At 72.2% G+C, this 13637-nt stretch carries 13 protein-coding genes; 7 read left to right on the forward strand and 6 right to left on the reverse strand.

Annotated elements, in window-relative coordinates:
• Positions 1–65 precede the first annotated feature (65 nt).
• The 5 genes from QRN49_RS17520 (at position 66) to QRN49_RS17540 (ending at position 5342) form a co-directional block, all read left to right on the forward strand.
• On the forward strand, positions 66–1148 hold the full coding sequence (locus QRN49_RS17520; protein ID WP_284756941.1) for a sensor histidine kinase: 1083 nt from the start codon (positions 66–68) through the stop codon (positions 1146–1148).
• A 5-nt stretch (positions 1149–1153) separates the two neighbouring features.
• Entirely contained in the window at positions 1154–1813 is a 660-nt protein-coding gene (locus QRN49_RS17525) for a response regulator transcription factor (protein WP_231495656.1), read from the forward strand.
• A 101-nt stretch (positions 1814–1914) separates the two neighbouring features.
• Positions 1915–2601: a hypothetical protein gene (locus QRN49_RS17530; protein WP_284756945.1), complete on the forward strand. Its 687-nt coding sequence runs from the start codon at positions 1915–1917 to the stop codon at positions 2599–2601.
• Between the two features lie 249 nt (positions 2602–2850).
• Entirely contained in the window at positions 2851–3852 is a 1002-nt protein-coding gene (locus tag QRN49_RS17535) for an endonuclease/exonuclease/phosphatase family protein (RefSeq protein ID WP_284756947.1), read from the forward strand.
• A gap of 149 nt (positions 3853–4001) precedes the next feature.
• On the forward strand, positions 4002–5342 hold the full coding sequence (locus tag QRN49_RS17540) for a cation:dicarboxylate symporter family transporter (RefSeq protein ID WP_284756949.1): 1341 nt from the start codon (positions 4002–4004) through the stop codon (positions 5340–5342).
• Positions 5343–5368: 26 nt separating this feature from the next.
• On the opposite strand, the gene QRN49_RS17545 is transcribed toward QRN49_RS17540, so the two are convergent.
• Positions 5369–5881: a hypothetical protein gene (locus QRN49_RS17545; RefSeq protein WP_209082020.1), complete on the reverse strand. Its 513-nt coding sequence runs from the start codon at positions 5879–5881 to the stop codon at positions 5369–5371.
• A gap of 131 nt (positions 5882–6012) precedes the next feature.
• On the opposite strand from QRN49_RS17545, the gene QRN49_RS17550 reads away from it, so the two are divergent.
• Positions 6013–6855: a hypothetical protein gene (locus tag QRN49_RS17550; RefSeq protein ID WP_284756950.1), complete on the forward strand. Its 843-nt coding sequence runs from the start codon at positions 6013–6015 to the stop codon at positions 6853–6855.
• A gap of 31 nt (positions 6856–6886) precedes the next feature.
• Here QRN49_RS17550 and QRN49_RS17555 read toward each other — a convergent pair whose 3' ends face one another.
• From QRN49_RS17555 to QRN49_RS17570, 4 genes are all read right to left on the reverse strand, one after another.
• Entirely contained in the window at positions 6887–8104 is a 1218-nt protein-coding gene (locus tag QRN49_RS17555) for a glycosyltransferase (protein ID WP_284756951.1), read from the reverse strand.
• A 122-nt stretch (positions 8105–8226) separates the two neighbouring features.
• The gene (locus tag QRN49_RS17560) at positions 8227–9564 is read right to left on the reverse strand and encodes an ABC transporter substrate-binding protein (protein ID WP_284756952.1); all 1338 of its coding nucleotides are present in this window, start codon (positions 9562–9564) and stop codon (positions 8227–8229) included.
• A gap of 56 nt (positions 9565–9620) precedes the next feature.
• Positions 9621–10451: a carbohydrate ABC transporter permease gene (locus QRN49_RS17565; protein WP_284756953.1), complete on the reverse strand. Its 831-nt coding sequence runs from the start codon at positions 10449–10451 to the stop codon at positions 9621–9623.
• Entirely contained in the window at positions 10451–11296 is an 846-nt protein-coding gene (locus QRN49_RS17570) for a carbohydrate ABC transporter permease (protein WP_231495659.1), read from the reverse strand. The genes QRN49_RS17565 and QRN49_RS17570 overlap by 1 nt, the downstream gene beginning before the upstream one ends.
• Before the next feature lie 382 nt (positions 11297–11678).
• Here QRN49_RS17570 and QRN49_RS17575 point away from each other — a divergent pair, with 382 nt between their 5' ends.
• Positions 11679–12533, forward strand: coding sequence for an inositol monophosphatase family protein (locus QRN49_RS17575; RefSeq protein WP_284756955.1), 855 nt, complete (start codon positions 11679–11681; stop codon positions 12531–12533).
• Positions 12534–12616: 83 nt separating this feature from the next.
• Here the strand turns inward: QRN49_RS17575 and QRN49_RS17580 are convergent, their stop codons facing one another.
• Positions 12617–13636 (reverse strand): LacI family DNA-binding transcriptional regulator, encoded by a 1020-nt coding sequence (locus tag QRN49_RS17580; RefSeq protein ID WP_284756958.1) that lies wholly within the window; start codon positions 13634–13636, stop codon positions 12617–12619.
• Position 13637 lies beyond the last annotated feature (1 nt).

The raw sequence follows: 13637 nt of genomic DNA on the forward strand, positions 1-13637 counted from the left end.
GACTTCACCAAGAAATCCCGGTGGACCGATCTGGTCGGCTTCGCGGGAAGGGACGGAGCGACCGCATGATCGGCACCACATGGCATCGACTCGTCGATGCCGTTGCACGTTGGTCGCTCCGTCGCGAGCCGGACCAGGACGCGGATCGCCTCGCCTCTCGACGCTCGGTCATCGGGATCGCCGTGCGCGTCGCGGCAGTGTCAGCCGCGTTGGTCGTCGGGATCATCGCCCTGGTCGTCGCGTACGTGGTCTGGCAGCTCACCCCCGGCCAGCAGCGGGAGCAGGCCGGCCCGCTCGACGTGCACATCACCCTGGACACCGTCGATCTCACGGTCGCGATCGCAGGGGTCGGCGGGCTCGCGATCGTCTTCGCGGGAGTCGCGTCCTGGTTGATCGCGCGCCGCGCGGTCCGCCCGCTGACCGAGGCGCTGCGTGTGCAGCGGACCTTCGTCGCGGACGCCAGTCACGAACTGCGCACACCGCTCGCCGTCCTCCATGCCCGCGTGCAACGACTCCGCATGCAGACACCCGCCGACGATCCGCGCCGCGGCATCGTGGACGAGGTCACCGGCGACACGCGGATCCTGATCGACATCGTCGACGACCTCCTCGGAGCCGCTGCCGGGACACCCACCGAACCGGGCGTCACACGTCTGGAGGACGGGTTGGCGGTGCTCCGCCGCGACATGAGCGTGCTGGCCGCCGAACGGCAGGTGCGCCTCCGCGTGGCCGACCACAGCGCCACCGTGGCCCTGACGCCGACACAGCTGCACCGGTGTCTCGTCGCCCTCACCGACAACGCCATCGGCCACACCCCACCGGGCGGCACCGTCACCGTGACCACCACATCGGAGCCCGACCGAGTGTGCGTCCGCGTGCAGGACGACGGCACGGGCATCACCGGGATCGCGCCGGCGCGGGTGTTCGAACGTTTCGCGCACGGCACCGGGCCCGGCCCGGAACGCGCCGCGACGCGCACGGGGTACGGCATCGGGCTCGCGCTGGTCCGGGAGATCGCGGTCCGCGCCGGAGGAGCCGTCACCGTCGAGTCCACCGGCGATCAGGGAACGGTCTTCGCCCTCCGGATCCCGACACACCGCACACCGACGGACATCCCGACCACGACACGGACGATCGCGGAAGGATGAATGCCATGGGACAGCGGCTGCTCCTCGTCGAGGACGACCCCAGGCTCGGGCCGCTCGTCGCCGAGGTGCTCCGCGACGACTGGGACGTGGTCCTCGCGCCGGACGGTGAGCAGGCGCTCGTCGCGGCGGTGGAGCAGTACTTCGACGTCATGGTCGTCGATCGCCGGCTCCCCGGCATGGACGGCACCGAGTTCGTCGGCGCGATCCGGAGCCGACGGATCAGTACCCCGGTCCTCATGCTCACCGCACTCGGCGAACTCCGCGACCGCGTTTCCGGTCTGGACGCCGGAGCGAACGACTACCTCGTGAAGCCGTTCGAGTTCGACGAACTCGCCGCCAGACTCCGAGCCCTCACCCGGGACTACACCGGCACAGGGACGGGGGTGGAGATCGGAGGCTGGACCTTCTACCCCGACGACCACAGCATCCACTCGCCGTACTCCGGGCGGATCCTGCTCACCGAGAAGGAGAGCGCCCTCCTCCGGTTCCTCGCGGCGGAGCCAGCGCGCGCGTTCTCGCGGAAGCACCTGCTCTCCGCCGTGTTCGAGAACGGCGAGCAGGAGAACACCGTCGACACGTACGTGCACTACATCCGGCGGAAGACCGACCGGGACCTCATCACGACGATCCGCGGCACCGGCTACCAGCTCGGCACTCCGACCTGATCCTCCCGCCTCCGCTCCCAGCGGGGGGCACGAGCGAGTCGACGAACGATCGGCTCGCTGCGGGTCCTCGAGCATCGGCACCCGGGCACTAGGGTCGCTGCATGACCACACCCGCGGGGGCGAGTTCGGGCAACGGCTACTGGCGCGGCCAGATCGGGGCGACGGCCCTGTTCGGCGTCGGCATGGTGGTGTGCAGCGTGGTGCTCTTCCGGGTGGACCCCGACGAGCCGGGCCGGGCGGTCCTGCTCGCGTTCGGGGGCCTGCTCTTCCTCACCACGCTCGGCTGGGCGGTCGACGCCGCGACCCGCTCGGACCCCCGACAGCGCGCGCTCTTCGCGTGGGCCATCGCCCAGCACGAGGCTGCGGGGCACGGCAACGACGCGCTCGCGCTGGCCGATGCGGCCCGTGCCCGCGACGGTGGGCTCGACGCCGAACGGATCCGGGCGCTGCAGGCGCTCCGCCCCGACAACCCGTACCCGGGCGGCCCGCTCGACGACGGCGCCGACAGCGTGGGCGGCGAGCCGGACGACGCCGGGGCGAACCGGCTCGGCATCGCCCTGCTCGCGCTGTTCCTCGCGTTGACCGGCCTGTACTGCAGCTGCTGGCCGTCGGTGTTCGTGCTCGGGTGGCCGTTCCAGTTCGTCGCGTCGATCCTCGCGGTGGTCGCGATCGTGCGGCCCGGTCGCGGACGCCGACTCGGCGTCGTCGCGGCGATCGTCTCGGTGCTCGGCACCCTCGTGACGGTCGGCATGCTCGTGTGGCACGTGGTCGCGGCGAACGGCAGCTAGCTGCCCGCGGTCGCGCGTGCGGCTCGCGACGTGGGCGGGTGACGGACTGGAGGCTCGGTGCCAGCTGGCACCGATCCTCCAGTCCGGCGTCGTGACGCCCCACGGCGTGGGCTGGTCCCCGGCGCCGCTGCGGGTGCGGTGGTGCCCCGCGCCGCTGCGGGCGCGGCGGGTGCTGGGACCCAGCAGGATCCTCAGCGCGAGGTCGCCGTTCACCGGCGGCTGCAGGCTGCCGTCCACGATGATCCGAGGGTGCCTCGTCGTCGTGCTGCCGTCCGGACCGCCGTGGCGGTCGTGATCGTGCTGCTGGTCGGTGCCGTCCTGGGTGCCGTCTTCGTCGCTGCTCCGTGGCTCGGTGTGGGGCGGGCTCCGGTGCTCGCCGCCGTGCTGCCGGCCCGGTCTCTCGTGACCGCGGGACTGGTCGCTGCCGGTCTCGCCCTGGTGCTCGTCGCCGTCGTCCTGCGACGCACGCGACTCGTGCGGCTGGTTGCAGCGTCGCTCGGTGGGCTCCTGCTCGTCGTCGCCGTGGCGAACTCGGCGGTGCTCAGCGTGCGGGGGTGGGACGTGCGGCCGGTCGACGGTGTCCGGGGTGCGCTCCGGGTGTTCGAGTGGAACACCAACGGCGGACTCGTCGGTCCGCAGGGAATCGCCCGTGCGGCACTGACCGCACGGGCGGACGTCGTCGTGCTCCCCGACGTGGGCGACCGACGGGCCGCCGCCGCTGTGGCGCGGGCGATGGGGCAGCACGGTCGGCCGGTGCGGCTGTTCATGGGTGGTGCCGGCACGCAGGTGGCGGTGCTCGTCGGGGCCGATCGCGCGTCCGGCGCCTCGATGTCGTCCGGCGTCGATCCGGTGAAGACGATGACGGTGTCCGGGCCGTCGATCCCGACGATCGTCGCCCTACACGCTCCGCAACCGATCGGGCGTGGCCTGGCGGGCTGGCGGACCGATCTGCGGTGGGTCGGCGAACAGTGCGGCCGCGGCGCTGACGTGGTCGTATCGGGGGACTTCAACGGATCGGTCGACAGCTTCGATGACGGGGGTCTCGGTTCGTGCCGGGACGCCGCGTCGACCGTGCACGCCGCGGCGCTCGGCACGTGGCCGACGTGGCTCGATCCGCGGCTGGCGATGCCGATCGACCACACCCTGGTCGGTCCGTCGGCCGGTGTCGTCCGGTCGTGGAGCGTGCTGACGAGCCAGGACGAGTCCGGTGCTCGGCACCGGCCGACCCTGACGGTCGTCGGCGGCAGCTGACCCCTGTTCCGGTGGGCGTGCGGCCCTGTTTCGGTGGGCGTGCGGCCCTGTTTCGGTGGGCGTGCGGCCCTGTTTCGGTGGACGTGCGGCGCGGCAGGTGGGAACAGACTCGCAACGTCGTCGAAACACGCGCGCGGTGGGGTGGATGCATGGACGTCACCACCACGGATCGTGCTCCCGCCCGCTGGTACCACTCGCTGTTCGTGCAGATCGCGATCGGGGTGGCCCTCGGCATCGCCGTCGGGGTCTGCTTCCCCGCGGCCGCGCCGGTGCTCAACGTGGTGGGGCAGGGGTTCATCCGGCTGATCGAGATGGTGATCGCACCGCTCGTGTTCATCGTCGTGGTGACGGGCATCGTGCACGTCGGCGACCTGCGGTCCGTGGGCCGGATCGCCGGCAAGGCGATGATCTACTTCCTGCTCGCGTCGTCGTGCGCGCTCGTGTTCGGGCTGCTGGTGGGCAATCTCGTGCGCCCCGGGGCCGGCCTGCGGATCGACCCGTCGTCGCTCGACGCCTCGGCCGTGGCGGCGAAGACCGCGGGTGGCACGGCTCCGGACGCGGGGACCTTCATCCTCGACCTCATCCCGTCGAGCGTCGTGAACGCGTTCGCGACGAACGACATCCTGCAGGTGCTCGTCTTCGCGGTGTTCGTCGGCGCGGCGATCGCCGCGATCGGCAGTGACCGTGCGCGGCCGCTCGTGCGGGGCCTCGACCTGTGCCTCGAGGTCGTCTACCGCATCCTGGGCTGGGTGATGCGTCTGTCGCCGCTCGGTGCGTTCGGGGCGATGGCGTACGTGGTCGGGCAGTACGGCATCGACACCCTGGGGTCGTACGGGCTGCTGATCGGGGCCTGCTACGGCGCAGCGGCGGTGTTCATCGTGGCGCTGCTCGTCGGCGGGCGGCTGCTGTCCGGGGTGCCGATCTGGCGGTTCGTCTGGCACACCCGCGCCGAGTTCGGGCTGGCCCTGGGCACCGCGTCGACCGAGGCCGTCCTGCCGCGGATGATCACCCGGCTCACCGATGTCGGCGTCTCACGGAGCGTCGCCGGGCTCGTCGTGCCGACGGGGTACTCGTTCAACCTCGACGGGGCGGCGATCTACCTGTCGATCTCGCTGCTGTTCCTGACCCAGGCGTTCGGGGTGCCGCTCACGCTCGAGCAGCAGGTCGCGGCACTCGGGGTGCTGCTGCTGACGTCGAAGGGCATGGCCGGGGTGCCGGGGTCGTCGTTCCTGGCGCTGTCCGCGACGGCGACGAGTCTCGGGCTGTTCCCGGTCGCGGGCGTCGCGCTGCTGCTCGGTGCCGACCGGATCATGGACGCGATGCGGGTGAGCGTCAACCTGCTCGGCAACTGCGTCGCGACGCTCGTGGTGGCGCGGTGGCAGGGCGAGCTCGACCGTGAGCGGGTGGAGGCGGTGCTCCGGCCTGGTCGAGGGGTGCGGCCGTCGTCGGAGCCGTCGCCCGCAGCGGCGGTGTCGGCGCCGGTTCGCTGAGGGGTCGGGGCGCGCTCGCGGCGCGGTCAGCGTTCGAGGACGGCGCGCTGCTGGTCGTACTGCTGGCGGGTCCGGTGTCCGCCCATCTTGCGGACGACGGCGCCCGAGGGGTCACGAGTGATCCGCCACCAGATCGCGGTGCAGAGCGCGTCGACCGGCAGGGCCGTGCCGAGTCCGACCAGGAGCTGCCTGCCGAGGTCCGTCCGCCACGGCAGACCCGAGACCTCGAGCGCGGTCACGACGAGCAGACACACCACGATGGTGATCGGGCTGAGCCAGAGCTTCCGCACGGTGCGTTGACGTGCCACGTCGATCTCCGCCAGCTGCGCCAACGGCAGCGTCGAACCGACGTGCTCGCGCGGCTCGCCACCGACGATGACGGCGGCAGGGCCGGGGGTGGTCGCTGTGTCGTCCGCGTCCGTGGCGGGTCGCCACACCACGTCGTCCAGGTGTTCCACGTCGTCGTCGATGCGGAACCAGCCGCCTTCGAAGCCGTCGGCAGCGGCGTCGGGATCGGCGCGAGGCGTGGTCGTGGTCACGTCGGTCATCTTGGCAGCAACAGGCACCGCTGGAACACCACCGCTTCGGGGGTGGGGCGGAGGCGTCGCTCGCGGCCCGGGGCGCGTTCTGCTGGCAGGATGGTCCCGACACCACGGGGGCGGGGGCCGGCATGGGAACGGAACAGCAGGACTGGCGTGACCAGGGGACGGGCCCGGCGCCGGGGCGAGGGAACGCGATCGCCATCGCGCTCGTGCTGCCGGTGCTGCTCGTCGTGAGCTGGGCGGTCCAGATCGGGGCGTACCTGGCGCGTGACTTCGGGTCGATGGACGACCGGCTCGGCCCAGGGGGCGTGCTGACCCGGCTGGTGATCGGGGCCGCGCTGGCCGTGGGGATCCCGGCGGTGGTGCTCGTCGTGCAGGTCCGGGCTCGCCGGCGCGAACGGCGGCACTCGCTGGCCGCCGTGGTCGCGGCGATCGTCGTGCTGGTCATCGCCGTGCCGTGGAACGGCCTGGTCCTGACGTCACAGGTGCGGAGCATGGTCGCCGATGCCCGACAGTGGGCGCAGCCCCCGACCGCCGCCGAGCGGCACTTCGCCGACGGTGACGCCCGGGCCACGCTCGAGCGGATCGGGGACCGCACGGTGCGGATCCTCGGCGGCGACCGGACGTCCGCCTACCGCGATGGCAAGCGAGCCGGTGGTGCGTACAGCGAGGAGTGCCAGCTGTCGAACGCGCACCAGGGGGTCAGGTGGCGGTACTGGTACCACCCGGACAACTACTCGGACGCCGACGGCAAGGAACTCCTGCCCGAGGACCACACGTTGATCGAGGGTGCGAACCGCGACGTGGACCTCGTTCGCGCGTACTGGGAGTCCGAGGGCATCGACGCACGGTCGGAGGCGGACATGGTCCCCGACCAGATCTCGCCGACCGCAGACTGGCTCGAGAGCACCTCGTCGTACACGCGGCCCGGTCCGGACGTCGACTTGAGCACGATCTGCCTGGTGCGCTGACCCGAGTGAGTTCGGGTCGCCTGGTCGCCGCTCAGCGTTCGTCAGTACGGGTCGGGGGCCGGCCGACCAGGCGCTCGACGGCGGCGAGGACGACGGCCGGGGGTTCACCTGTCGCGATCTCGGTCCGGACCCGTCCGGCTGCGACGCGGAACGACGGCTCGGTCAGGAGTCGCGACGCAGTGGTGCGGATGTCCTCCGGGGTCGCCGTCGCGGCGTCGAGGACGAGCCCGGCGCCCAGGGTCTCGACGCAGCTGCCGTTCGGCAACTGGTCCGCACCGAGCGGCAGGACCAGCAGGGGCACCCCGTGCGCGAGCGCCCCGGTCACCGATCCGGACCCGCCGTGGTTCACCACGAGGTCCACGAGCCCGAGCACCGAGTCCTGCGGGACGTACTGCTCGATCCGGATCGCTCCCGGGCCCGCCGGCACCGGGAAGGCCGTCGGGTCGACCCAGGGTCCGGTCGTCACGAGGATCCGCGCCGGCAGGGCGGCGAGCCCGTCGATGAGCCGAGCGAACAGGTCGCCGGACTTCGTGTTGAACTCGGTGCCGAGCGTGACGTAGACGCGAGGTCCGTCGCCGGCGGCCAACCACGCCGCGGCATCCGACGGTGGTGACGACCAGGCGTCCGGTCGCATCCGGATCACCGGACCATGCAGCTCGTGCCCGGATCGCATCGACGCCGGGAACGGGACGACGGTGAGCGCGCCGCCGAGCATGTGCTGCTGCGGGTCGGGCCCGAGTCCCGCGCGTCGGCGGAGCGCCTCGAGCGGCTCCCGCACCGCGTCGCGCCAGGTCCCCCCGGCCGACGCGAAGGCCAGGACCACCACGCACGGCACCCCGGCTCGTTCGGCGGCGGTCATCGCGCCGAAGTCGAACTCCCCGCAGACCACGAGGTCCGCCGTCCACCGTGTGACCAGCCGTCCGACGTCGATGACGGCCCCGGCCGCCGGGTCCGCCAGGAACACCTGGGGGACGCGGGTGAGCACCGTGCTCGGGTCGATCGGGGTCAGGGTGCCGGTGCCCGGCCTGCTCGCCGGCAGCTCCACGTCCCGCGGCTGCCGGTGCGAGAACCCGGTCTGTTCGAGGACGGCCTCGCGTGCGCCGCTCAGTGCAGTCCGGTGTCCGGCAGCGCTGGCCGCGCGGGCGAGCGGCAGCATCGGCGCGAGGTGCCCCCGCCCCCGTGGGAACGAGAACACGATGCGCAGGGGTTCCGGATCCCCGTAGCCGGGCCGGCCGTTCGCAGCAGACACCACAGGGCTCCGATCGTCGCGCGGGCTGCCTGCCCGCTTCGTCAGACAACCGTATGGCGAACGACGGTCGTGCTCCATGAACCCTTGGTCAGCCTCGCGGGGCACTCACGCACGGACCGTGCTCACTTGCCGGCGGCCTCGTTGTACGACTCGATCTGCTTGCCGGCCTGCTGCTCCGCGTCCTGCATCGTCGACTCGACGTCGGCACCCTCGACGATCCGGTTGAAGGCGCCGATGACGGTGGCGCGCACCGTCGGGAACGCGCCGGTGATGCAGCCGGCCGCGGCGACGCTCGTGGGGTCGTCGGCGAGCTGCTGGTACATCGTGGCGATGTTCGGGTCGGACAGGGAGCGCTTGCCCACGGTGGTGTCCTGGGCGTCCGTGTTCATCGCGACGTAGCCGGTCGCCTTCGCCCACTCGGCCTGCACCTCCGGCGTCTGGAGCCACTTGGCGAACGTGTACGAGGCCTGCTGCTCGGCGGACGAGTGGCCCTTGCCGGAGATCCACAGCGCGTTGCCGCCGATGACCTGGCCGGCGTCGTCGGAGGCCGACGTGGTGGGGAACCGGGCGACGACGGACTTCGAGCCGTCCGGGTCGACCGTCGTGTAGGCGCCGGACGAGGTCAGCAGCATCCCGACCTTGTTGCTCGAGAACGCCGAGTTCTGGACGGTCGAGTCGGTGCCGGGGTTCAGGGCGGCGCCGTCCTGGTAGAGCTTCTGCAGTGTGGTCATGAACTGCACCTGGGTGTCCGAGGTGAGCGAGACGCCGGTGACGGGCTTGCCCTTCCGGCCGTTGTCCGGCGTGCAGAAGGGCTGGCCGCCCGAGGCGCTGAGTTCCTCGAGCATCCACGAGTCGCCCATGTTCATGCTCATGCCGTAGCCACCGGTCGCGGCGTGGATCTTCTCGGCCCAGGTCGCGACCTGCGCCAGCGTCTTCGGCGGCTTCGTGGCGTCGAGGCCGGCCTTCGCGACGAGTGCCTTGTTCAGGTAGAGCACGGGCATCGAGACCGAGAACGGCATCGCCGCGAGTTGCTTGCCGTCGCTGTAGTACGTGGCGGCGGCCGGGGCGATCGTGTCGGTGCCTGACGTCGATCCGCTGATCTTCGCGGGGGACACCGTCTGGCCGGAGTCGATCATGAAGCCGGTCGACACGTCGTTCATCATGAGCAGGTCCGGTGTCGAGCCGGACTGCACCGCCGCCGTGTACTTCGTCTGGACGGCCGCGTAGTCGCCCTGGAACGACGACTTCACGGTGATGTGCTGGTCGTTCTCCTTGTTGAAGCGGGCGACGAGCGCGTCGAGCTCGGTCGCGGGCGGCCCGGACATGGCGTGCCAGAAGTCGACGGTGACGGGGCCGGAGCTGTCCGACGCGGAGTTCGACGTGGAGCACCCGGTCAGGGCGAGGACCGCGACGGCCCCGGTGGCGAGTGCGGTGAGGGCGGTGGAACGACGTGCGGGCATGGTGCGTCCTTCGGGTGTGGGGCGGGCGGGGGTCGGGGAGGGGCGGGAACGTGTCGTCACTTGAGCGCCCCGGCGGTGAGGCCGCCGGCGAGGAACCGCTGGGCGACGAGGACGAGGACCAGGACGGGGAGGGTCACCATGGCGGCGCCGGCGAGGACCACGCCGATGTCGGCGGCCTCGGCGTCGGACAGCTGGGCGATGCCGACCTGCACGGTGCGGTGTTCCGGCGAGTTGGTGACGAGGAGCGGCCAGAAGAACCCGTTCCAGGCGGCCGTCGCGCTCACCAGGGTGACCGAGACGAGCGTCGGGCGGGTGAGCGGCAGGAGCATGGACCGGATGAACCGGAAGTGTCCTGCGCCGTCGAGCACCGCGGCTTCGCGCAGCTCGTCGGGGAAGCTCAGGAACGCCTGGCGGAACAGGAAGATCGTCAGCGCCGAGGCCACGAACGGCAGGAAGACGACCAGGAGCGTGTCGATGAGGTGCCAGGACGCGACGGTCAGGTAGTTCGCGATCAGGGTCGTCTCGCCGGGGATCATCATGCTGGCGAGCAGGACGAGGAACAGGGCACGGGCGCCCCGGAGCTGACAGAACACCAGGGCGTAGGCGGTGATGATGCCGATGACGACCTGCAGCACCGTCTGGGCGAGGGTGACGACGACGCTGTTCAGGAACTGCTGCCCGAGCGGGACGACCTGCGTGGCGCGGACGATGTTGTCGAGCGTCAGGTGGATCGGCACGAGGCCGGCGAGGCCCTGGTCCAGGTACCGGGTCGGGGTGAGCGCGCCCTCGAAGACGTAGTAGAGCGGGAAGCAGACGACGACGACCGCGATGACGAGCCAGGCGTAGACGAAGACGCTCCGGAGCCGGCGTGCGGTGACGGGGCGCATCAGTAGTTCACCCGCTTCTCGAGCACGCCGAACTGCACGAGCGACAGCCCGAGGACCAGCAGGAACAGGACGACCCCGAGCGCGGCGGCGAGGCCGAAGTTCGCGCTGCCGGACCCGAAGGCCTGCTGGTAGATCGCGTAGACGAGGGTCTTCGAGGAGTCGGCCGGACCGCCGCCCGTGAGGATCTGGATCTGCCCGAAGGTCGTGAGTGCCTCGACGGTTCCGGTCACGACGACGAAGAAGAGCGTCGGCGTGACGAGCGGCAGGGAGATCGACCAGAGCGTCCGCACGGGCCCGGCGCCGTCCAGGTGCGCCGCCTCGATGACGTCCTGGTCGATGGCGCCGAACGCTCCGAGCAGGAGCAGCACGGTGAACCCGAGCGACCCCCAGATCGTCACGACGATGACGCTCGCCAGGGCCCACTGGGTGCTCGTGAGGAACGGCACGGGCGCGCCGCCGAACTGGGTGATCACCGTGTTCAGCAGCCCGTTGCCGGGTGCGAGCATCGCCGCGAACGCGACGGACCCCGCTGACACGGACACGACCATGGGTGCCGTCAGGAGTGCGCGGAAGACCGGCAGGCCGCGGAGCTTCACGGTCAGGGGGATCACGACGAGCAGACCGAACACGATGCGGCCGACGACCACGCCGACGCAGAAGACCGCGGTGGTCAGCATCGTCCGCCCGAACGCGGGGTCGGTGAACGTGCGGACGTAGTTCTGCAGCCCCACCGAGCCCGCCGGCTGACCGAAGATGTCGGTGCCCTGGGTGCTGAGGACGAGGACGCGGCCGAGCGGGTAGAAGACGAAGACCGCGAACGCGAGCAGCGCCGGTGCGAGGAGCACCAGACCGAGCCGTCGGTCCGAGCGCAACGAGGACCGCGTCGTCCGGGTCGCCCGGGGCGGACGCCGCGCTTGCGGCGACCGCGGCGACCCTGCGGTACGCGGGGGACCGGCGACCAGGCCGGACCTGACGGGGACCGTCATGGGGCGGACTCCTCCGAGTAGGGAACGTTCCCTAACCGGGAACGACTCCACTGTGCGGCGGGGGTCGGAGACCGGTCAAGGCACGTCGACCACCCGCCGTCACCCGTTCACGCCGCGTTCAACCCCTCCGCCGATCGGGTGCCTGCGTTCACCGTCGCACGCCGCGCGTTCACCTCGGGTTCGGCCCGTCGACCGGCGTGGTTCGCCGTCCAGGGGCCTCGACGTCGTAGAACCGGGGACCATGCGAACCGTTCCTGCTCCCCAGACACTCCGGGCGATCGCCGAGGAGGCCGCGCGCACCGTCGCGCCCGACCTGCTCGCCGTGTTCCGCGCCCCGATGACGATCAGCACGAAGCGCGATGCGCACGACGTGGTGACCCTGCACGACCGCGCGGCGGAGGAGGCGATCACGACGGTGCTCACCGCGGCCGTGCCGGGCTCCGTCGTGCTCGGCGAAGAAGGCGGCACCACCGGTGACACCGGCAGCACCGGCAGCACCGCGGACCCCGTGGTCCGGTGGATCGTGGACCCGATCGACGGCACCGCGAACTTCGCCCGCGGACTCGCGTACTGGTGCATCTCGATCGCGGCCGAGGTCGACGGCGAGGTCGTCGCCGGTGTGGTGTTCGACCCGGTCGCCGACCACGTGTTCGCGGCGGACGACGACGGCGCCTGGCTCGACGGCGCCCCGATGCACTCGTCGTCGGGGCCGGACGACGCCGCGACGGTCCTGACGAGCTTCCCCGTGCAGCAGGACCTGGACCTGCTCGGCGAAGCAGCGGCGTTCGACCTGCTCCGGGACCTGACGCTCCGGTACCGCCACCACCACAGCCTCGGCAGCGGTGCCCTCAACCTGGTGCACGTCGCCGCCGGGTGGTCGGACGTCACGATGGGCTTCGCCACGCACCCGTGGGACGTCGCCGCCGGGGCACTGGTGCTCGAGCGCGCCGGCGGGTGGTTCCGGGGCTTCCGTCGGGGCGAGGCCGTCGACCGCGCCCACCTGGCCGACGACTACGTCGCCGCCGGCGCCGGGGGATCGCACGCCGAGCTGGTGCGCCGGGTGCAGGAGCTGTCGGCCACGACCGCCGCCGACTGAGCCGCCGACCGGGCCGCCAGCTGGCCCGCCGACTGAGCCGCAGACCGGCCCGCCGACCGATTCGACGTGGGCGCCGCGAGCGGTCAGCCGAGCGGGTGCCCGGCGACCGCCCTCGCGGTGGACCCGCGCGGCAGCAGGTGCGTCGGGAGCACCTCGTGCCGGTCGCCGCGGCGACCCCGGAGCCGCTCGACCACGAGCTCGACCGCCCGCGCACCCATCCGGACGCGTGGCTGGTCGACACTCGTCAGGTCGAGTCGTTCGCCGAGACCGGTGCCGTCGAACCCGGTCACCGCCGCCATCCGGGGGAGCGCGAGCCCCGCGCCGTCGGCGATCGCCACGAGCCGCGCCGCGGTCGCGTCGTCCGTCGCGACGAACGCCGTCACCCCGTCACCCAGGTGCCGGGCGATCCGCGCCGGGTCCGCCGCCAGGGCCTCGACGTCGTCGACGCGGTGGTCGCCCGGTGCGCCGAGCTGTGCGGTGACCGCGGCGTGCGCGACGGCACGACGCGTCGTCGAGGGGTGGTCGGACTCCGCCACGAAGCACGTGCGCCGGTGCCCGAGTGCGGCGAGGTGGAGCACCAGCGCGCGCATGCCCGCCTCCTCGTCGGCGCGCACGGTGTCGAGTCCGAGACCGGCGAGTGCCGACCCGCTCGATCCGAGGACCGCGACCGGCAGGTCGCGCGCGGCCGCAGCCAGCCGTGCCGGGGCGAGCCGACTGCTCAGGACCGCGACCCCGAGGACACCGTCGGCCGATCCGTGGGAGGCGTGCAGGGCCTCCAGGCCGTCGGCCAACCGGGCAGGGTCACGGAACCCGTCCACGACCCGGAGCGCGAACCCCAGGGTCTGCGCGGTCGCGCGTGCGCTCCGGAGCGCTTCGTCGTGGAACGGGTTCGCAGCTTCTGTGACGACCACCCCGAGTACGAGCGGCGCGCCCTGCGCGCGTCGCCTGGCGAGCGAACCGACCGGGAGGCCCAGCTCGTCCGCCGTCCGCACCGCGAGTTCCCGACGTGGCCGGGACACACCGTCGTCGCCCCGCAGGGCGAGTGACACGAGCGATCGCGAGATGGCGCATCGCTCTGCGACGTCGCGGAGGGTCGCGGCCACG

It is taken from the genome of Curtobacterium sp. ME-Dv--P-122a, assembly GCF_030209645.1.
Lineage (GTDB): Bacteria > Actinomycetota > Actinomycetes > Actinomycetales > Microbacteriaceae > Curtobacterium > Curtobacterium flaccumfaciens.